Origin of the sequence: Chryseobacterium lathyri (assembly GCF_003290185.1) — a bacterium.
Lineage (GTDB): Bacteria > Bacteroidota > Bacteroidia > Flavobacteriales > Weeksellaceae > Chryseobacterium > Chryseobacterium lathyri.
Genome location: NZ_QNFY01000006.1, coordinates 208,058 through 228,378, shown reverse-complemented (window position 1 = coordinate 228,378; position 20,321 = coordinate 208,058). Strand labels below are relative to the sequence as shown.

17 protein-coding genes are annotated in these 20,321 nt (G+C 38.7%); 7 read left to right on the top strand and 10 right to left on the bottom strand.

Annotated features, from left to right (window positions below; translation table 11 throughout):
• Positions 1-68 precede the first annotated feature (68 nt).
• Positions 69-3,107 carry a choice-of-anchor I family protein gene (locus DRF61_RS10435; RefSeq protein ID WP_111956702.1) on the top strand — a complete coding sequence of 1,013 codons (3,039 nt, stop codon included), beginning with the start codon at positions 69-71 and terminating at the stop codon, positions 3,105-3,107.
• Between the two features lie 109 nt (positions 3,108-3,216).
• Positions 3,217-3,927 (top strand): barstar family protein, encoded by a 711-nt coding sequence (locus DRF61_RS10430; RefSeq protein WP_111956700.1) that lies wholly within the window; start codon positions 3,217-3,219, stop codon positions 3,925-3,927.
• Positions 3,928-3,983: 56 nt separating this feature from the next.
• On the opposite strand, the gene DRF61_RS10425 is transcribed toward DRF61_RS10430, so the two are convergent.
• The 4 genes from DRF61_RS10425 to DRF61_RS10410 all read right to left on the bottom strand — a co-directional run bounded on the left by DRF61_RS10425 (position 3,984) and on the right by DRF61_RS10410 (position 7,753).
• Positions 3,984-5,552 carry a flotillin family protein gene (locus DRF61_RS10425; protein ID WP_111956698.1) on the bottom strand — a complete coding sequence of 523 codons (1,569 nt, stop codon included), beginning with the start codon at positions 5,550-5,552 and terminating at the stop codon, positions 3,984-3,986.
• Between the two features lie 30 nt (positions 5,553-5,582).
• Positions 5,583-6,149, bottom strand: coding sequence for an NfeD family protein (locus DRF61_RS10420; RefSeq protein WP_111956696.1), 567 nt, complete (start codon positions 6,147-6,149; stop codon positions 5,583-5,585).
• Positions 6,150-6,349: 200 nt separating this feature from the next.
• Positions 6,350-6,598, bottom strand: coding sequence for a NifU family protein (locus tag DRF61_RS10415; protein ID WP_002977212.1), 249 nt, complete (start codon positions 6,596-6,598; stop codon positions 6,350-6,352).
• 45 nt (positions 6,599-6,643) lie between these two features.
• The gene (locus DRF61_RS10410) at positions 6,644-7,753 is read right to left on the bottom strand and encodes an Mrp/NBP35 family ATP-binding protein (protein WP_111956694.1); all 1,110 of its coding nucleotides are present in this window, start codon (positions 7,751-7,753) and stop codon (positions 6,644-6,646) included.
• 156 nt (positions 7,754-7,909) lie between these two features.
• Here DRF61_RS10410 and DRF61_RS10405 point away from each other — a divergent pair, with 156 nt between their 5' ends.
• Both DRF61_RS10405 and DRF61_RS10400 read left to right on the top strand, forming a co-directional pair.
• A complete protein-coding gene (locus DRF61_RS10405; protein WP_111956692.1) occupies positions 7,910-8,365 on the top strand; it encodes a hypothetical protein in 456 nt (151 codons plus the stop codon).
• 218 nt (positions 8,366-8,583) lie between these two features.
• Positions 8,584-11,385, top strand: a complete 2,802-nt coding sequence (locus tag DRF61_RS10400) for a GH92 family glycosyl hydrolase (protein ID WP_111956690.1) — start codon at positions 8,584-8,586, stop codon at positions 11,383-11,385.
• 119 nt (positions 11,386-11,504) lie between these two features.
• Here DRF61_RS10400 and DRF61_RS22625 read toward each other — a convergent pair whose 3' ends face one another.
• Genes DRF61_RS22625 through DRF61_RS10385 form a run of 3 tightly spaced genes read right to left on the bottom strand, consistent with a single transcriptional unit; the run spans position 11,505 to position 14,097 of the window.
• Positions 11,505-12,104, bottom strand: coding sequence for a hypothetical protein (locus DRF61_RS22625; protein ID WP_146897086.1), 600 nt, complete (start codon positions 12,102-12,104; stop codon positions 11,505-11,507).
• Positions 12,105-12,117: 13 nt separating this feature from the next.
• Complete coding sequence (locus DRF61_RS10390; RefSeq protein WP_111956686.1) at positions 12,118-12,840, bottom strand: phytanoyl-CoA dioxygenase family protein; 723 nt, start codon at positions 12,838-12,840, stop codon at positions 12,118-12,120.
• Between the two features lie 6 nt (positions 12,841-12,846).
• Positions 12,847-14,097 (bottom strand): dicarboxylate/amino acid:cation symporter, encoded by a 1,251-nt coding sequence (locus DRF61_RS10385; RefSeq protein ID WP_111956684.1) that lies wholly within the window; start codon positions 14,095-14,097, stop codon positions 12,847-12,849.
• Between the two features lie 222 nt (positions 14,098-14,319).
• Between DRF61_RS10385 and DRF61_RS10380 the strand changes: the two genes are divergently transcribed.
• From DRF61_RS10380 to DRF61_RS10370, 3 genes are all read left to right on the top strand, one after another.
• Positions 14,320-14,808, top strand: coding sequence for a BON domain-containing protein (locus DRF61_RS10380; protein WP_111956682.1), 489 nt, complete (start codon positions 14,320-14,322; stop codon positions 14,806-14,808).
• Positions 14,809-14,815: 7 nt separating this feature from the next.
• A complete protein-coding gene (locus tag DRF61_RS10375) occupies positions 14,816-15,235 on the top strand; it encodes an SH3 domain-containing protein (RefSeq protein WP_111956680.1) in 420 nt (139 codons plus the stop codon).
• Between the two features lie 204 nt (positions 15,236-15,439).
• Complete coding sequence (locus DRF61_RS10370) at positions 15,440-17,299, top strand: CocE/NonD family hydrolase (RefSeq protein WP_111956678.1); 1,860 nt, start codon at positions 15,440-15,442, stop codon at positions 17,297-17,299.
• Between the two features lie 202 nt (positions 17,300-17,501).
• On the opposite strand, the gene DRF61_RS10365 is transcribed toward DRF61_RS10370, so the two are convergent.
• From DRF61_RS10365 to speB, 3 genes are all read right to left on the bottom strand, one after another.
• Positions 17,502-18,113 carry an alpha-ketoglutarate-dependent dioxygenase AlkB family protein gene (locus tag DRF61_RS10365; RefSeq protein WP_111956676.1) on the bottom strand — a complete coding sequence of 204 codons (612 nt, stop codon included), beginning with the start codon at positions 18,111-18,113 and terminating at the stop codon, positions 17,502-17,504.
• Positions 18,114-18,400: 287 nt separating this feature from the next.
• Entirely contained in the window at positions 18,401-19,249 is an 849-nt protein-coding gene (locus DRF61_RS10360) for a bifunctional helix-turn-helix domain-containing protein/methylated-DNA--[protein]-cysteine S-methyltransferase (protein WP_111956674.1), read from the bottom strand.
• Positions 19,250-19,318: 69 nt separating this feature from the next.
• On the bottom strand, positions 19,319-20,176 hold the full coding sequence (speB, locus tag DRF61_RS10355; protein WP_111956672.1) for an agmatinase: 858 nt from the start codon (positions 20,174-20,176) through the stop codon (positions 19,319-19,321).
• Positions 20,177-20,321 lie beyond the last annotated feature (145 nt).

The following is a 20,321-nucleotide window of genomic DNA, read 5'->3' as shown; positions in this document are numbered from 1 at the left end:
TTAAAACTCCATTAAAATACTTGCCGTATATAAAGTTCATTTTTGCATACATCTAATGCAAGTAAAAAATGACCCACAATTACCTATTAAAAGGATCTGTCATTGCCACATTTTTCCTTCAGGGCGGACTTTTCGGACAGACACTTATCCATTACTGGAATTTCAACAACAATGTTTCAGCTACATCTATTACAACTCCCTCTTCCACTCTGGTCAGCGGATCTCTTACTGCTGTAGCAGGCGGGACCAGCGAAATCGATTTTGCAGGTGGGACAGGACAAAATTTCAGTATTGCCAATTTAAATACAAGAAACGGCGATCCTTCCGGAACCCATTTACGATTCAACAATCCAATCGGGGGAGCTTTACAGTTTAATCTTCCTACAACAGGGTATCAAAATGCTATTGTAAAATTTACAACAAGAAGATCCGGTCAGGGGGCAGGAACTCAGACCTGGTCTTATTCGACAGATGGAACTACTTTTGTTCCGTATCAGACTGTTAATCCTCAAGATACCGATCCTCAACTGATCACTTTTGATTTTTCTTCAGTTTCAGGAGTTTCCAACAATCCGAATTTTAAATTAAAAGTAGAATTTTCCGCCACAGGAGGTGGAACGGGAGGAAATAACCGTTTTGACAATTTTACAGTAGATGGCACCGCTACCGGAGGAATAGATACTACACCTCCAACGACTGCCTATTTTCCTGCTCACAACACAAATAATGCTTCCATTTCGGTAAACCCAACTATTTCTTTCAATGAAAATGTAAGACTTACTGATAATTCCGCGATCAACGATTCTAATGCACAAAGCCTTGTAGAGTTCCGTATTGGAAATGCTTCAGGCACTCAGGTTCCCTTCACTACAACTTTTAACAGTAATAAGATTACAGTAATTCCGACAACAGCACTTACTCCCGGACAGACCTATTACCTGGCTTTAAAACCCAATACGGTTGAGGATATAAGTGACAATGGAGTAACAACAATAACTTCCAGTACCTTTGCTACAGCGGTAACAACGGTTTCTCTGGATAAAAACTTCATTAAGGTTAATGAAAATGCAGGAACTCTCGCGTTCAAGATCAATGTAATCAATCCTTCCGCAGCTACAGTCAATCTTGTGGTAAAGCCGGCACCGTTCAGTACGGCAGACGGCAATGACTTCACTTTAGCCAATCAGACGATCAATATTACACCTTCTACAGCAAGTTACACAGTCAATATCCCGATCACTGATGATACGATGGAAGAACAGCAGGCAGAATATTTCATGGTAAGCCTTGAAAATCCAACTGGAACGGCTATTTCCGGAGATAATACAGCCACTGCTTATATTGTGGATAATGATAAGCCTGCACCGGTTCCTTCAGGGCAGATTCAGCTGAACTATGTCGGAAGTTTTGATCCTTCAGGAAATAACAACAGTTCTACGGAGATTGTCGTTCATGATCCGGCCAGCCAGAAATTATTTACCATCAGTTCGATCACGGATGTTTTTGATATTATTGATTTCACTAATCCTAATGCTCTTTCTGTAGTTAGAACGGTGAATATGGCCCCTTATGGAGGAATCACAAGTATCGCTGTTAAAAACGGAATCATTGCAACGGCTTCCCCGAATGCAGATCCACAACAGAACGGTTCTGTGGTCTTTTTTGATATTAACGGAAATTTCCTGAAACAAGTCACTGTAGGTGCTCTTCCTGATATGATCACTTTCACTCCGGACGGAACAAAAGTGATCACGGCTAATGAGGGTGAGCCCAATGATGCCTATACCACAGATCCTGAGGGAACGATCAGCATCATTGATATCTCGGGTGGTATCGGAAATCTTACGCAAAGTAATGTTACAACCCTTAATTTTAACAGTTTCGATTCTCAGACAGCCGCTTTGATGGCAACGGGACTGAGAAAAGTGAGAACAAACAATACTCTTTCCCAGGATCTGGAACCTGAATATGTCACGGTAAGTTCAGACAGCCAGAAAGCATGGGTAACGCTACAGGAAAATAATGCAATCGCCGAAATCAATTTAGCCACAAAAGCAATTACAGGAATCTGGGGATTAGGTAAGAAAGATATGAGCCTTCCGGGTAATGGTTTTGATGCTTCGGATAATAATGGTGAGGTACTGATCGCCAACTGGCCTGTAAAAGCCTACTACATTCCTGATGCAGTGCAGAATTACAAAATAGGAACCACCAATTATATCGTCACAGCCAATGAAGGGGATGAAAAAGATCTTTCCGGATACAGTGAAAGAACAACAGTTGGGGCTAATACTTATACTTTAGATCCTGTGTTGTTTCCCCAGGCATCTGTTCTAAAGGCTTCCTATAATTTAGGAAGATTCAGGGTTTCCAGCGCGACAGGAAATACAGATGCAGACTCAGAATTTGAAGAGATCTCAGCTTTGGGAGCACGTTCGTTCTCTATTTTCAATGCAGATACAAAACAGTTGGTGTATGACAGCGGTGACCGTTTTGAAAGATACATTTTCGCAAAGCATCCACTTATTTTTAATGCTGATAATGAAAGCAACGGTGTTAAAAACAGAAGCCGTGCCAAAGGTCCTGAACCGGAAGGGGTTGCCTTGGGCACCATCAATGGACAGACTTATGCTTTTATCACTTTAGAAAGAACCGGAGGAGTAATGGTTTATAATATTACTGATCCCAATAATCCTACGTTTACGGATTACAAGCATTCCCGTTCTACCTCAGCTTACGGTGGTGATAATGGACCTGAAGGCATCACTTACATCGCTCCGGGAAATACAACAACCGGAAAAGGCTATGTGATTATTGCCAACGAAATCAGCGGAACATTATCACTGTACGAAGTTGCTTCTCCTATAACATTAGGAACCGGAGAAATAAAAACAGATAAAGCCACATTCAATGTATTTCCTAATCCTGTAACGAAAGGAAATACATTATACTTCAACAGGGCACAGGATTATGAGCTGTACGATATGTCCGGGAAAATGTTTGGAAAGGAGAAAAATGCTTTAACAATAGATAGTTCAAAGCTTTCTGCAGGCGTTTACCTTGTGAAAACATCAGATGGTCACATCAAGAGAGTTATTGTAAAATAGAATATCTGATTGAGTTGATTGAAAGGCCCTGGATTTCCGGGGCTTTTTTTTTGACTTGTAAATTCAGTAAATTTACTCCCTTACTAATGCCCTGAAATAATTAAAAAATATGTTTGGATTTGCCTTTGACAGTGAAACAGAACTGGAAATCATTGCCCTTATTGACAACGTAAAAAATATTGAAAGCCCTGCGGCTATTATTTACCGTACCGTACGGCTCATTAATGTTGATAACGTTTCTAATCTGATATCAGCAATAGAAAATGCCGCAAAAATCTATGAAAACAACGGTTTCATCTGTTTGCTTGATGATAAAAAATCTATTGTAACCAAGACTTTTATTAGCAATATCAGAATAGTAAAGTCCCAAAAAAATAATATCACTTTATTGGGACAAATATGGTATCATCCTCCAGGTTATCATAAAGCCTGGAAAATGAGGCTCAATAATGAAATTGTCCAAAAGAATATCTGGAAAAGTTTCAGGAAAGAAGAATTACAGGGCTGGCTTGTTTATGCCCTTCACACAACGACAATAGGCCAGGTAAAAGAAAATATCAGTATTCAGATCGACGGAAATGAATTTCATAATTTAGATGGCTTCTTCTGTACTTTAGGAGAAGAAGTTAACGGTATTGGCGGATATTTCGGACGTGGATTTGGGGCATTGAATGATTGCCTCTGCGGAGGATTTGGCGTAAAAACTATGTCAAAATTAACCTGGATTAATCATCAAAGAAGCAAAAAAATATTTAAAACTAAATTTGATAAGATACTTCAGATTTTTGCAGATCACCACGTAAAAGTTATTTTAAAATAAAAAGCCTCGGGCGGAAAGCTTTGCTTTCCGCCCGAGGCATATCCATTATCTTAATGTTACGCTTTCGGAGTTTCAGGCTCCGGATTCATATCATCAAAATTCTTTTTCTCTTTCTTCTCGGGAACCAGTACAACTTCTTTCTGTAACTCATCTGGCTTTCCTTTTAAATATTCGGGTAAATTAAGACCAGCCATATTAAACAGATCGTTCAGCGGCGGTACTGTTTTCATCATTCCTGAAACAAAATTAGCGGTAGAACCATTTCCGTCCTGTCCGTTTCCACTGTCCCAAACCGTAATTTTATCGATTTTAATATTCTTAACGGCTTCCACCTGGGTTTTAACCAATTCAGGAAGTTTTTCAATTAACAGTAACTGGAAGGCACTGTTGGTATCCCCTCCTGCAGCCTGTACTATTTTATCGTAACCTTCAGCCTGCTTGGTCAGGATTTCATAAAGACCTTTTGCTTCCGCTTCCATTTTAGCAAAAATAGCATCTGCTTCCCCTTTTGCCTGTAATCTGATTTTCTCAGCTTCAGCCTGCGCATCAATAATGGCTTTCTGTTTTGCAATTTCTGCATGGACTACAATATTGGCCTGTTGCGTAGAACGTTCTCTTTCTGCTCTTGCGGCTTCCGCTTTCTGCTCAGCAAGGTAAGATTCTTCCAAAGATCTTGCGGCCTGTACTTTTTCTGCCGCAGTGGCAATTCTTAATGCTTCCGCCTCTTTTTCTCTTCTTTCGGCATCAGAGTTGGCTATGGTAATTTTAGCTTCATTCTCCCCTTTTACTGCAATAGAATTTGCTAGTGAGGTGGCAATTCTGGATTCTTTTTCCGCTTCCGCCTTACCGATAGATTCATCTTTTATGGCCGCTGCAATACTGATCTCTTTATCTTTTTGCGTGATGGCAATTTTTACGTCTCTGTCTCTTTGGGTTTCTGCAATCTGAGTATCTTTTTCCCTGTCGGCAATTGCTTTTCCAGTTTCCCCGATCTTCGTTTGCTCGGCAACACTAATAATAGCTTCGTTAATAGCTTTTGCCGCTGCTTCTTTACCCAAAGCTTCAATATATCCGGACTCATCTCTGATATCCGTTACGTTCACGTTGATCAGCTTTAAACCGATTTTCTTTAATTCTGTATCTACGTTTTTAGAAATATTGTCTAAAAATTTATCTCTGTCTGAGTTGATTTCTTCAATCGTCATCGTAGCAATCACCAAACGAAGCTGCCCGAACAGGATATCTTTGGAAAGCTCCTGGATTTGTTCCTGAGCCAGTCCCAATAATCTTTCTGCTGCATTTCCCATAGAATCCGGTTCTGTAGAAATGGCGATGGTGAATCTACATGGTACATCTACACGGATATTCTGTCTGGACAGGGCATTGGTAAGATTGGCCTCTATAGAAATGGGTTTCAGATCAAGGTAAGCAAAATCCTGAATAACGGGCCAAACAAAAGCACCACCTCCATGGATACATTTTGCTGAGGTACCGCCTGTTTTACCGTAAATAACCAAAATTTTATCCGAAGGACATCTTTTGTACCTAGAGATAAGGGCCAAAAATGTGACGAATAGTACAAGTACAATAACTAATGTTAAAATAAGACTTCCTGGTATTGCCATAAATAGTTTTTATAAAATGGTTGATAATAATTAAATTTTTGAAACGACAAGAATCTTGTCATAGATGTAAGTGACTCTCACAGAGTCACCGGACGGAATATTTTCTTTTGCTTCCGTCATTGCAGGAAGTTCGTGGCTGGTTCCGTTCACAGAAATGGTGATCTTGCCTTTTCCGCTCATATCTGCAGGAATGGTAAGATAAACTTCTCCTGCCCTTCCAATCAGGTTTTCCATCTTGAACGTATTGTCTTCCGTAAGTTTAAGGATCTGCATGATAAGAATAAAGAACAGAAATATAAATCCGGCTCCTACAAGCACTGCAACAAAAATCAACAGTGACTTGTTGCCTATTGAACCGTAGAATGCTACACCACTCCATCCAAATCCTAAAAGGAAATTGATCAGGTTTCTGAAAGAAAATAACTGAAAAGGACTGTCAGCATGGCTGTCGCCGCTAAAATCAGCATGAATTGTATCTCCGTGGCCGCCTCCGACAAAAGTAAGAACCGTTTGAATTAGAAAGATAAGGCTAGCTGCTATGGCTGTATACCAGAACCCCTGTTGCAGTGGTTCTAAGTTTTGCAGAAATTCAAACATAAGATGCGTTTTTAACAAATATAATTAAAAAAAAATAAATAAAGCCAATAAAAATCAGTATAAAAGACAGCTATAAGTGTAAATCGTGGAACGTTAAAATACTCATCAAACATAATCCTTAAAAATAGTATCAGGAAATGGGAGCACAAAAAAAGACAGGCTGAAAAAACCTGTCTTAAAAAAATATTTCGTGTAATTTTTTACTCTACATTGATTACTTTTTCAATTTCCGGGGCATGTTGCTTAATGGTATTTTCTACGCCCAGTTTCAGGGTTGAAAAATTCAGCGAACACCCGGAACAGTTACCCAAAAGTTTTACAAAAACCTGGTTATCCTTCACGTCAATAAGCTCGATATCGCCTCCATCCTTATTCAGGAACGGTCTGATGCTTTCCAGAGCTTCCATTACTCTCGTTACTGTATCTTCGTGTGTTATATTTGTTTCCATATTTCTTTAGTTCAATTCGGTTTTTTCAAACTTAATTGAAAATCATTATTTTTTAGCTTTCGGCGAGCATCCTGCCATAGTGGTAATCTTTACAGCTTCTGTAGGCGGAAGGTTTTTATTTCTTTCCACAAGACTTTCCACCATATTTCTTGCCGTTTCGGTGTAGATCTCTGCAATCTTAGACCCTTCCTGAAGCGCAGCCGGTCTTCCGACATCCCCCGCTTCTCTGATACTCTGGATCAATGGAATCTCTCCCAATACCGGAATCCCCAGATCTTCAGCAAGATACTGAGCTCCCTGTTGTCCAAAGATGTAATACTTGTTATCAGGAAGTTCTGCCGGCGTAAAATACGCCATATTTTCGATTAATCCAAGAACCGGAATGTTAATACTTTCCATCTGGAACATTGCGATCCCCTTTCTTACGTCTGCCAATGCTACATGCTGAGGGGTACTCACAATTACAGCACCGGTTACAGGTACTTCCTGGATGATGGATAAGTGAATATCTCCCGTTCCCGGAGGAAGGTCAATCAATAAAAAGTCAAGTTCACCCCATGCTGCATCTCTGATCATCTGGTTCAAAGCTTTGGAAGCCATAGGGCCTCTCCAAACTACAGCCTGATTGGCTCCTGAGAAATATCCTATAGACAGCATTTTCACCCCGTAATTTTCTACAGGCTTCATCATACTTTTACCGTTAACTTCTACAGAGATCGGCTTTTCACCTTCCGTATCGAACATCGTAGGAACAGACGGTCCATAGATATCGGCATCCAGTAATCCTACTTTGAAACCCATTTTAGCTAAAGTAACTGCCATATTTGCAGCCACTGTAGATTTTCCTACACCTCCTTTTCCGGAAGCAATAGCTATAATATTCTGAATTCCTGCAATCTGCTTACCTTTAATCTGGCTCTGCTGAATCTCGCTGGGCTCCGGAGAAACAATTTTTAATTTCAGATTAATATCTTCTCCAAACTCACTGGCAAAAGCCTGCTTCATAGCTGCCTCCAGCTTTTTCTTTTCGTGCATTGCCGGTGAATGGGCAGTCATGTCAATATAAACATCATTACCCATGATTTGAAAGTTATTCACCAAATCGTCTACTTCTATCTCTTTAAGGAAATCTTGAACCTTTTCTTTCGTCAACATACTAAATATAAATTGTTCACAAATTTACGTATTTTTTCGACAATTTAGAATCAATAAAATCTATAACCTGATGTGATAAATAAGATTACAAAAATTCTACCTTTATATTTATTATCCTCATTCTTACAATATAATTTATTACCATAAAAATAACCTATGAATACCAACAGCTATCCTTCTAAATATGCATCTCCCAAAGGTATTTTTGTGCCAGGAAAGACAAGATTCAAATGGTATGACCTTGCCGAAGATCTGTCTGCAGTTTCTGCTCAGGATATTATCAATGCAAAAACCTGCATCGAAAATGCGGAGGAAAATTTCCAGAATAAAGATGACCTGGGTTTTGTCATTATGCACAGATGCGGTGAGCATTACCTGTTATTGGTTTGCACATGGAGGAGCGAAAACGAACTATGGGAAAGCGTTTATTATGATGGCTCAGGAAAATTTGAAGTCTGGGACAGGAATAAAATTCATCTTCCCACATATTGTGTTTGGGAAATGGGCATTGTATATCATGAGTCCAGAGCCTGGAAAAAATTCCTGGGGACAGACCGAACGGAAGTTCATCAGCAAAATTATTTGGATGACCTTTTTGAAGGAGAAGTTTAGGTCTTAAGATTAAAAGGTGTAAGCAATCCATATAAATTCAATAGGAATGGGCTTTAGCCCATTAACCACTATATTTTTACCATTCATCCGGCTTTAGCCAAAACTTAATCCTGCGAAATATGCACAGGTTTTATTCCTGCTTCTCACAATTCCGGTCTTCTTTTATTACATTCCGTTCTGCCGTTTTTTCAATATATTCGTTGATATAAAATTATGATATGAAAAAAAGCCTGGCAGTTTTCTCACTATGTATTGCCCAGATTATCTATTCCCAGAATTATTCCCAATATGTAAATCCTTTTATAGGAACCGGAGGTCATGGCCACACCTTTCCCGGAGCCGTTGTTCCGTTCGGAATGGTTCAGCTTTCTCCGGATACAAGGATAGACGGGAGTTGGGACGGATGCAGCGGTTATCATTATTCAGATTCTGTGATCTATGGTTTTTCGCATACGCATCTCAACGGAACAGGGGTTTCGGATTACGGAGATATTATGCTGATGCCTACGATGGGAAATGCAAGCCTTAATTACAAAGATTATTCTTCAAAATTTTCGCATAAAAATGAAAAGGCTTCTGCAGGATTTTATTCCGTCAAGTTAGATAAAAACAATATTGATGTTCGCCTGACCACCACCAAAAGGGTTGGTTACCATGAATATATTTTTAATAATTCGGGTAAGGCTAATATTATTCTGGACCTCAACCACAGGGATAAACTGCTGGAAGGTGAAGTAAAGATTATTGATGACAAAACTATTGAAGTTTTCAGAAGAAGTGAAGCTTGGGCAGCCAATCAGTATATCTACGCCAGAATTGAATTTTCAAAACCAATGAAAATCTCAAAGAAAGAGGTTAACGGAAAGCAGGAAGACAAGCTTTTCACAGGAACAAAACTGGCTCTGGCATTTTCGGGAGATGTTAAAAAAGGAGAAAAGATCAGCGTAAAAGTGGCTATTTCCCCCACAGGTTATGAAGGAACGGAAAAAAATATGATGGCAGAAGGAAAATCCAATGATTTTGAAACCGTAAAAAAGCAAGCCGAAACAGATTGGAATAAGGAACTGTCAAAAATTGAAGTAAAATCTGATGATAAGGATAAACTTTCTGTCTTTTATACAGCTCTTTACCATGTTTTTACCCAACCGAATATCAATATGGATGTGGATGGAAAATACAGAGGCAGAGACAATAAGCTATATACAACAGCAGGCTTTGATTATTATTCTGTATTCTCGCTTTGGGATACTTTCAGAGCTGCTCATCCGCTGATGACACTGATCGACAGAAAGAGAACAGCCGATTTCATCAATACTTTTATCAAGCAGTATGAGCAGGGCGGAAAACTTCCGGTTTGGGAACTGGCTTCCAATGAAACGGAATGCATGATTGGCTACCATTCTGTTTCTGTAATTGCAGATGCGATGGCGAAAGGCATTCTGGGATTTGATTATGAACAAGCATTCAATGCGTCTAAAAATTCTGCCATGCTGGATATTTTTGGCTTAAATGCTTATAAACAGAATAATTACATCAGTATTGATGATGAACACGAGAGTGTTTCAAAAACGGCAGAATACGCCTACGACGACTGGTGTATTGCACAAATGGCTAAGATTTTAGGCAAAAAAGAAGATTATCAGTATTTCATGAAGCGTTCCCAGAGCTGGAAAAATCTTTACAATCCGAACAACGGCTTTATGCAGCCGAGAAAGAACGGAAACTGGTATGAACCTTTTGATCCGGCGGAAGTCAACAATAATTACACAGAGGGGAATTCATGGCATTATTCCTATTCGGTACAACAGGATATTCCGGGACTGATCGCAGCTCATGGCGGAAAGGAAAAATTTGAACAGTTCATTGATGCTATTTTTGCGGCACCGGATAAAACAACGGGAAGAGAGCAGGCAGACATCACAGGATTGATGGGGCAGTATGCTCAGGGGAATGAACCAAGCCACCACATTGCTTATTTATACAACTATGTGGGGAAACCGGAAAAAACAGATGCCAAGATTAAATATATCCTTGATCATTTTTATAAAAATACGCCGGACGGGCTTATCGGAAATGAAGACTGTGGTCAGATGAGCGCCTGGTATATATTAAGTTCAATGGGAATTTATTCTGTAACGCCGGGATTGCCTGAATGGCAGACAACTACACCTTATTTTGATGAAGTTAAAATTCATCTGGAAGACGGCAGTACAAAAGTGATCAGCAAGAACACCAGCAGATCCGAACTGCAGAAATTAGGTTTTGAAAACAGCAAGCCGTCAAAAGATTTTAAATATACACAGCTGACTCCGGCACCAGTTATTGCCTCCGACAGGATCTTCGATTTTTCCGCAAAAGTACAGATCACTCCACTGAACCCTGCTGATAAAGTCTATTATATGACCCTAAGCGAAAGCGATGCTAACGTAAGAAAAACCTTCACAGCCTATAAAGGACCTTTCACCATCAGCAAAACCACTCAGGTTCTTGCCTATTCGGAAAGAAATGGAGAAAAAAGCTCTGTTACTGTAGCCAATTTCAACAGAAGACCCAATTATTGGGATATTACTATCAATTCAAAAGTTAACCCGCAATATACCGCCAATGGAAAACTGGCTCTGATCGACGGCATTAACGGTGATGTGAACTGGAGAAAGGGTGAATGGCACGGCTATCAGGGACAGGATTTTGAAGCAGTGATCGATTTAAAATCTCCACAACAGATTACTAAATTATCATCCACCTATCTTCAGGACAGCAGAGCCTGGATCCTGATGCCTAAAAAAGTGGAATATTATGCTTCCATGAACGGAAAAGACTTTGTTCTTCTGAAAACTTTAGATACTACCATAGATCCTAAAGATGAAAAAGTACAGATCAGGGATTTCGGAACAGAAATTCTTCCGACGGAAACCCGATACATCAAGGTAAAAGCGTACTACTTCGGAAAGCTTCCGGAATGGCATCAGGGAGCTGGCGGTGAGTCTTATATTTTTATTGATGAGATTTCTGTTAAATAATTAATGGTAAAGAAACTGGAAAACAGCAATCTAAGATGGCTGAATTTCAATTTTATTAACTCTATCTTTACTAATCAAAAAAATGCACTTCAATTTCGAAGTGCATTTTTTATAGGTGTCTATAAGTTTTTCTTTAGATTATACAAATCCAAGACACCGGGCGCAATTTTCAAATCAGGCCTGAACATACTAATTCCTTTTAGGAAATGTTTTTTTAATGAGTTTCCATTAGTAATTACAATATCTCCTTCTATGAATAATGCTTTCCTTACCACTTTATTTACCGCATCATCGAATACATAAAAACACAAATCCATATCAGTATCGCTCTGGTCAAGATATATAAAAATATCATATTCTCCGTTTTCAGGATTTGACATCAGTTGACTATACTGTATTGATTTTACTAAGCCCTGATTACTATAATGATGAATTCCTGTTTTGTCAACCGTTGCCCGAATTATTTTGGTGGTTGATTTTTCTCTTATTTGTACCATCAGAAGCCATACAAATAAACCAATAACTAATATCGCTAATACAACAATTAAAATTTTTATTTCAAACTTAATGCTGTTTGAAGCTAAGGTAAACCATACCATTAAAATCATCATCAGCGGTGTCAATATGGCGAATATTGAAAAAAAAACTTTAATAGCCAAAGTCAAGCCTTTAGAAGTTTTTGAATCAATGGCCGGAAATTGATTTTCGTCTGATACCATTTTATAGCTGATTTTAATTTAATTTTTCAGACCATTTTAGTCCCTGTGGCAGCTCCATATCAGAAAATTCTATGTGGATCACTCTTCTTCTCCTGCCATCGGTAGTTCTGTTGGAACCGTGAAGCGTAAGGGGTTTCATAATCATGACCCCACCCTTCTGTACATCACAGAATCTTTCCGTTTCCTTACTCCAGTCTATCGCTTCCGGTCTGTAGATTCCTTTGGTGTGAGATCCCGGAATAACTTTCAACGCTCCGTTATATTCATCCGTATCATCCAGATGGATCCTGATGGTACATATGTTCTCAAGAAACGACAGAGGCGGCTGTACAGCAAACTGATCTTTTTTAGTGGTCCAAGGCCCGAAACCCTCCATTTCCAGCTTTTTATCTACCGAAATTGTCAGATCCTGATGATACGCCACATACCAGTTTGAGGTTTCCGGTTTGTCAAAATAAATGCTTTTTACAGCAAAATACTTTTCTCCGAAGAGTTTTCTTACAATGGTTTTAATGGTATCGTTAAATATCAGATCTTTAACCTCCGGAATTTCTTTCAGGAACTGTCTTACAGCAAAAAGGTCATCGGATTTTCTGAAATTCTCTCTCGATTTATCAGCATTTCGAATGCTCTTTGCGATCTTTTCAATCTCATCATCAGAAAAGACCGAATTGATTACGGTAAGGCCTTTTGTAAGGAAATATTGTCTATGATTCTCTATATATTGTTTTGTCATGTGCGATTAAACTTCCTGAGGTGTATTTTCAAGCTGTCCTTCCCATTTGGAAACAGCGGAAGTGGCCAATGCATTTCCTAATACATTTGTCATACTTCTTCCCATATCACAGAAATGGTCGATCGGCAGGATCAAAGCGATACCTTCCGGCGGAATTCCGAACATGGAACATGTTGCCACGATAATCACCAAAGAAGCTCTCGGAACTCCTGCAATTCCTTTCGACGTAAGCATCAGAACTAAAAGCATTGTGATCTGCTGCCCAATTTCCATTTCAATACCATAGATCTGGGCAATGAAAATGGAGGCGAACGTCATATACATCATACTTCCGTCAAGGTTGAATGAATATCCTAAAGGCAGGATGAAAGATACAACTCTATTGTTACATCCAAATCTTTCAAGCTCTTCCACCAGTTTTGGAAATACGGCTTCTGAACTTGTTGTTGAAAAAGCAATCAGTAACGGGGCTTTTATTCTTTTAAGGAGTTCGAAAAGACGGTTGCCTAAGATCAGATAGCCTACCAATAGAAGAACAAGCCAAAGTACACCCAATGCAAAGAAAAAGTCTCTCAGGTAAATTGCATAAACTTTGAATATTTCAAACCCGTTCATGGCCACTACGGCAGCAATAGCTCCCAAAACTCCAAGTGGTGCAAACCACATGATATAGCCTACCATTTTAAGAATAGCATGGGCAATAATATCAAAAAGTTTAACTACCGGCTTTGAATACTCTTCTCCTAAATTAGCAAGGGCTACCCCAAACATAATGGAAAAGACAACAATCTGAAGCACCTCATTGGTAGCAAAAGCTTCAAATAAACTTTTAGGGATCATATGCTTTACGAAGTCTTCCAGGGAAAACCCTTTACTGCTTTTTAAAAGATCTTCTGCGGCAGCTGCATCCTGGATAGGCAGTTTGGTTACATGTCCCGGCTCCAGCCAGTTGACCAATACCAGTCCTATAAAAAGAGAAACCAAGGAAGCACTGATAAACCACAGCATGGCTTTTGTTCCTACCCTCCCGATCATTTTGATATCACTCATTTTGGCAATTCCAACGACGAGCGTAGTAAAAACCAACGGTGCAATAATCATCTGTACGAGCCTGATAAAAATGGTTCCCAACAGTTTGATGTTTTTGGAAAACGGTTCGGCACTTTCAGGATACTGTACGTGTACCAGACCTCCGATTCCTACTCCCAGGATAAGCGCAATGATAATGGCAATAAAAAGTTTATTCTGTCCTTTCATATAAATAGTTCAATTCCCACAAATATAATAGTTTTTCAATTGGTACAAGATTTTGTCTGAATTCGGTTAAGATTGGGTTAAGTTTATAATACATTAAAATTAAATCACTGATTCCGAAAATATTGTAAAAAAATTAAGAAACATTTATTAAGCTTTTATTATTTTGGTACAAATTTTATTATTACATTTGATTGTATTAACAACATTAATAAATATACAACTATGAAAAAAACTATCGCAATGGCTGCATTAGCTGTAGCTATATCTTTTGGAGCGGTGTCTTGCAAAAAGAAAATTTCAGATGCCGATCTTCAGACTCAGGCTACAACTGTGGTAACTTCTAATCCCAATGCTTCTGTAGAAGTAAAAGAAGGAGTAGCTCATTTAAGCGGAACTTTCGAAGATCAGCAGTCTAAAGATGCTATGATTGCAAAATTAAAAGCAATTAATGGTGTAAAAGAAGTGATGGATATGTCTACTGTAGCTGCTCCGGTTACAGCTGCACCAGTGGAAACAGCATCTGCTGTAGATCCGGCGGTTCAGAAAAAAGTTCAGGATGCTGTTAAAGATTTCCCATCTGTAAAAGTAGAGGTTGTAAACGGACAGCTTACACTTACAGGAAATGTTTCAGGCCCTCAGGCAAGAAAAATCAAAGAATCTGTAGATGCTTTGAAAATCGGAAAGTATAACAATAACCTAGTGGTAAAATAATTTTAAGATGAGCACATTACAAGATAAATATTCAAGTGTAGTTTCAGCAGCTCAGTCTGCAGGAATTTCTAACCTTCAGGTTCAGGAGCAGGATGGTATTCTTTATGTTACTGGAAATGCTTCCAGCACAGCAGCGAAAGATGCAGTATGGAATGCTTTAGGAACTATTGATTCTACTTATTCGGCTTCAGATATCAATATTGATGTACAGGTAGCAGGATTAACTTCAGGAGCTTCTTTAACGGTAGCTACGGAAGATTCTAATCTGAACATCAGACAGGAGCCTTCTACTGAGGCTGCTGTAGTAGGAAAAGCGGCAAAAGGGTCATCGGTAACTTTGATCGAGCAGACTTCTGATGACTGGTGGAAAGTGAAAACTGATGACGGTCAGGAAGGTTATGCTTATTCAAGATATTTAAAAGCTTAATTTTTCAAATAGTTAATCTTCAATAAATATTTACGAAACATCCCCAAATGGGGATGTTTTTTTTATAATTTACCACAGATCCAGCAGGTGTTTATACTTTGAGAGCTTTATAGTTTTTTATTTCCTTCTATTTTCCATTGAAAGATTGTGGCTATAAGGTATATTAAAGCCATTTTATTTCTAAATTAGCGGTAAATTTTATTTATGAAGATCCATATTTCAATTTTATTTATTTTCTTTTTTATCCTTGGAATTGCACAGAGTACAGACCAGAAGGATACTTTCGTAAAAAATAATTTCACCAAAAAGGAATTCTATATCCCAATGCGTGACGGAGTAAAGCTTTTCACAGCGGTATATATTCCGAAAGATATTTCAAATAAGAACAAATATCCTTTCCTGATGCAGAGAACCTGCTACAGCATTGCTCCTTACGGAGAAAATGAATACAGAACCAAACTGGGGCCTAACCAGTTCCTGATGAAGGATAAGTATATTTTTGTCTTCCAGGATGTCCGCGGAAGATACATGAGTGAAGGTACTTTTACCAATATGACCCCTCAGGTGGACCGCAAAACCAAAAAAGATGTGGACGAAAGCACGGATACTTATGATACCATAGAATGGCTTTTAAAGAATATCAAAGACAATAACGGTAAGGCAGGACAATACGGAACTTCATATCCGGGATTTTATACAGCGGCAGGCATACTGGCACAGCACCCGGCTTTGGTAGCTTCCTCTCCCCAGGCTCCTATTTCGGACTTCTGGAATGATGATTTTCTTCACAACGGCAGATTCATGCTGGGATATTTCAGAACCTTTCCTGTTTTTGGGATTCAGAAGACAAAGCCTGAAAACAAAGCCTGGTATATGGATACTTTCGTAAAGCAAACTTCGGAAGACGGCCTTAAGTTCTATAGGGATATGGGAACTTTAAAGGATGGCTACGAAAAATACTACAAGAACAACTTCTTTATGACGGAGATTATGAACCATCCTAACTATGATGAATACTGGCAGAAAAGAAGTCTTCTTCCCCATTTAAAGAATGTAAACCATGCAGTAATGACTGTTGGAGGCTGGTTTGATGCAGAAGATCTTTCAGGACCACTGAATATTTACAAAACCATAGAAAAGACAAGCCCAAAAGCTAAAAACACCATTGTGATGGGTCCTTTCTCTCACGGAGCATGGGCACAGGAGCAGGGAAAACATTTCCACAACCAAATCTATTTTGGAGATAGCATTGCAACGTATTATCAGAAAAATATTGAAACTAAATTTTTCAATCATTATTTAAAAGGAAACACAAAAGAGGATGCCGGGCTTCCGGAAGCTCTGATGTATGATACAGGATCTAAAGAATGGAGAGAATTTGCCTCTTATCCTCCGAAGAATGCCCAGAAAATCAGTTTTTATTTAACTGACGGAACATTGAAAAAAACAGCAGGACAAGGCTTTTCAGAATACTACAGCGACCCGAACAATCCGGTTTTAAGCTCTGACAATCTGAAAGACTTCAATGGCTTTACTCCTAAAAATTATATGTCGGAAGATCAGAGATTTGCAGTGGGCAGACCGGACGTTCTGACGTTTACAACAGATATTTTGACGGAAGACATCAGTTTTGCGGGAGAGATTATGGCTAAACTGAATATTGCTTCCACTTCTACAGATGCAGATTTTGCAATAAAGCTGATTGATGTTTACCCTGAAGATTTTAAACCTGCAGAGAAGAAAGATGGTGTGATTTATCCAAACTACCATCAAATGGTAAGAAGTGAGATCATGCCTGCCAGATTCAGAAATTCAAGAGAAAAAGGGGAAGCATTGGTTCCCAACCAGAAAACTGCAGTGAATTTCAGGCTGCAGGATGTGATGCATACTTTCAAAAAAGGACACAAGATCCAGATCCAGATCAGCAGCACCTGGTGGCCGCTTTTTGCCATCAACCCTCAGAAATTTATGGAGAATCCAAATTTTGCAACGAAAGACGATTATACGAAAGCCTTCATCAAGGTGTATAATGACAGCTCTATTGAAGCTGAAGTATTGAAATAGAAAGAAATGGTAGCTTCGAGAACCTTAGTCACCAGTCAAGTATAGATATATATCAGAAAACATAAAAATCCGGTCGTTTGGGAAACCTCAGCGACCGGATTTTTTATTATGGACCGGCTGACTTCAAGAACCTCACTCAACAGACGTTAATAATTTCTGTACAAAAGATGGTGGCTGAGGCTCCCGAAACTATCATCTTTTTTTATTCCTCAATCGTTCTGAACGTAAGATTCACCCGTGGCGTTTTCACTTTGGTGGTTGGCGGCAGTCTGTGCAGCCAGTTTTCTTGAGTTGTTCCTTTCATGACCAGCAAACTACCGTTTTCAAGGAATATTTCTACTTTCTCTTTGGTTGTTTTATGTTTAAATAAAAATTTTCTTTCCGCCCCAAAAGTCAGAGAAGCAATAGCACCGTGTTTTTTAAGATCAGTTTCGCCATCACTGTGATATGCCATTCCCTCACTTCCGTCGTGATATAAATTAAGAAGACAGGAATTATAAATTTCGCCTGAAACCTCTTCACATTTTTTCTTTAATTCCAATAGTTCCGGAGTCCAGAATTTCGCCAATTTTGTCCGTTTTGAATAGGTATATTCAAAAGCTCTCTCGCCAAACCATGCTACTTTCCTTTTTGTCAAAATTAATTTACCGAAGATCATTGCCTCGTCATTTTCCCAGGGGATCTGACTCAGCAGATATTCATAGAAAAAATCTGATTTTTCCTTACTAAAAACTTTTCCATAATAATGGACGGTTCCGTCACGCGGAAGAATATTCAAAGGATATTCTGATATTTCTTCAAACAGGCTGTTCATGATTTTGAGTTTGTAAAAAGTATAATGGATTAGTAACTTTTAATTAATTCTTTAACCATAAAAGTCGTAAAATTTTTTAACACTTTAGTTTTTAAGCTATTATTAAAACATTGAATAAAGTGCACTTAAGTTTTTGAAAAAAACTAAGATTTTTATTCTGTAATAATATTTTAAATATATGATTTGCAGTATTTACATCAATAGGAACAGACTTTAGTCCGTTTTATAAATAAAAACATCAATCTGGCTTTAGCCAAAACTTAAATCAGATTAAGGCAACACGGAATCTAATCTCCAGCATAAACCTGCGAGCTTTCCCACCCCACGATCAGCTGCTTTCTTGCGCTACCCCATCGGTAACCTCCAATATTTCCGGTAGACTGAATCACACGGTGGCATGGAATAAGAAATGCGACTGGATTGCTGCCAATCGCTGTTCCAACAGCTCTTGAGGCATTCGGGTTTCCTATTTTCTCAGCAAGATTTCCATAGGTGGAAAGTTTCCCCATTGGAATAGAAAGAAGACTTTCCCATACTTTAAGCTGAAAATCTGTTCCTTTTAGATGAAGTTTAATCGTGTTCAGCTTCGTCCAGTCTTTATCAAATATGGAGAGGGCATTTTTCTGCAGGGCATCCTGTTTTTCAAAAAAAGAAGCATTGGGAAATTTAGCATATAAATTCCCCAATGCTGTTTCTTTATCGTCTTCAAAAGCCATATAGCAGATCCCTTTTTCCGTAGATGCTGCCATTACATATCCAAAAGGACTTTTGGAAAAACTGTAATTGATGTTCAGGCTTTTTCCGCCGTTTTTATATTCCGCAGGAGACATTCCTTCTATGTTCACAAACAAGTCATGAAGCCTGCTTGTGCTGGAAAGTCCCGTCTCGTAAGCGGTATCAAATAAAGTCGCTTTCTCTTCTTTTAGCAAATTTTTAGCATGTTCAAGACTGATGAACTGTAAAAATTTCTTAGGACTTGTTCCTGCCCATTCTGTAAATATCTTCTGGAAATGAGCCGGACTCAAGTGAATATTCTCTGCCACTTCCTCCAAACTTGGCTGAAGCCTGAAATTGCTCTGGATATATTCTATCGCTTTGGCAATTCTGTTATAATCTATCTGACTTTGTGCGGACATACTATTTCTTTTTTACCTCACAAATTTCCAAAGAATACAGGGCAGAAAAAATCTGATTCTTGCGGAATTTTAGTTATTGTTATAAATATGGTTGTAAGCAAGCATTTTATAATATAATTTAGCTGCTAAGAAGGCTGTTGGCTTAGCCATCGGAGAATCCATTAATTCTACAATATCGAACGCCACTACATTACATTTTTCAAATACTTTTCTCAACAATTCCAGAGTTGGGTACCACTGAAGTCCACCTGGTTCCGGAGTACCTGTAGAAGGAGCAATTGACGGATCAAAAGCATCAAGGTCGATGGTGATATATACGTTTCCTGAAACTTTTTCTAAAACATCATTGATCCAGTTGTCATTGTTCGCAATCTCATGGGCAAAAAATACTCTTCCTTCCGGCAGATATTGAGCTTCTTCAGCATCCATGGAACGGATTCCCACCTGAACCAGGTTATGCTTCTGATTCGCTTCAAAAACCGCACATGCGTGGTTAGAAGTAGATCCATGGAATTCAGGACGCAGGTCGGTATGAGCATCTAGCTGAAGGACTGTAAGATTTTCAAACTTCTCTCCTACCGCACGGATAGAACCGATAGAAACCGAGTGCTCACCTCCAAAAAGAGTAAATACTTTTCCTTCGTTGTTCAAAAGCTCTTTTGTTTTTTGGTAAACGGCTTCTGTCATTGCTTCAGGACTTGAATTTTCAGAAATTTCTCCTGCCAGATATACACCGTCAAGGAAAGGCTCAGTTCCTGTTTCAATATCATAAAGCTCCATGTTTTCTGAAGCATCTAAGAATAATTCCGGGCCTTTATCAGCTCCTTTTCCCCATGTTGAAGTTCCATCGTAAGGAACAGTTACCAGCATTACTTTAGAGTTCTCTAACGTTGCATTTTCTTCAGGAATTCCTGCGTATGTTCTCATGTTTTATTTAAAAATTTAAATGATTTAAAGATTAAATGATTTCACAAAGATACAAATAGTCGTTGAGTTATAAATCAAGAGTGATGAGCTCCGAATTTTTTAATTCTAAAATCTTTTTAATGTTTAAATTTTAAAAGTTATTTTT